Annotated in this window: 1 pseudogene; it reads left to right on the forward strand. The window is 65.2% G+C overall.

From position 1 onward, the window contains the following. Positions 1-279, forward strand: a pseudogene (locus V0R37_RS21995) (hypothetical protein); the annotation flags it as partial.

A 279-nucleotide genomic window follows, 5' to 3' on the forward strand; every position in this document is an offset into this window, starting at 1 on the left:
GGCTCCACGGCGACCAGTTGGCCGTCGCGCAGCACGGCGACGCGCTGCGCCACTTTCGCCAGTTCTTCGAGACGGTGGAGCCCATCGACCGTTACAGCAGCGACGAGCTGGTCACTCTGATGGTCGGCCGCGATGTCGGCGACGCCATTGACCTGGGCGAACGGCAGATTGGTGCGCCGCTTTTGCAGATCAGCAATCTGTGCCGCCGCGGCAAGGTCGACGACGTATCGTTCAGTGTGCGGGCCGGGGAGATCTACGGCATTTCCGGGCTTATCGGCG

Source organism: Pollutimonas rozaliensis (assembly GCF_048751585.1).
Classification (GTDB): Bacteria; Pseudomonadota; Gammaproteobacteria; order Burkholderiales; family Burkholderiaceae_B.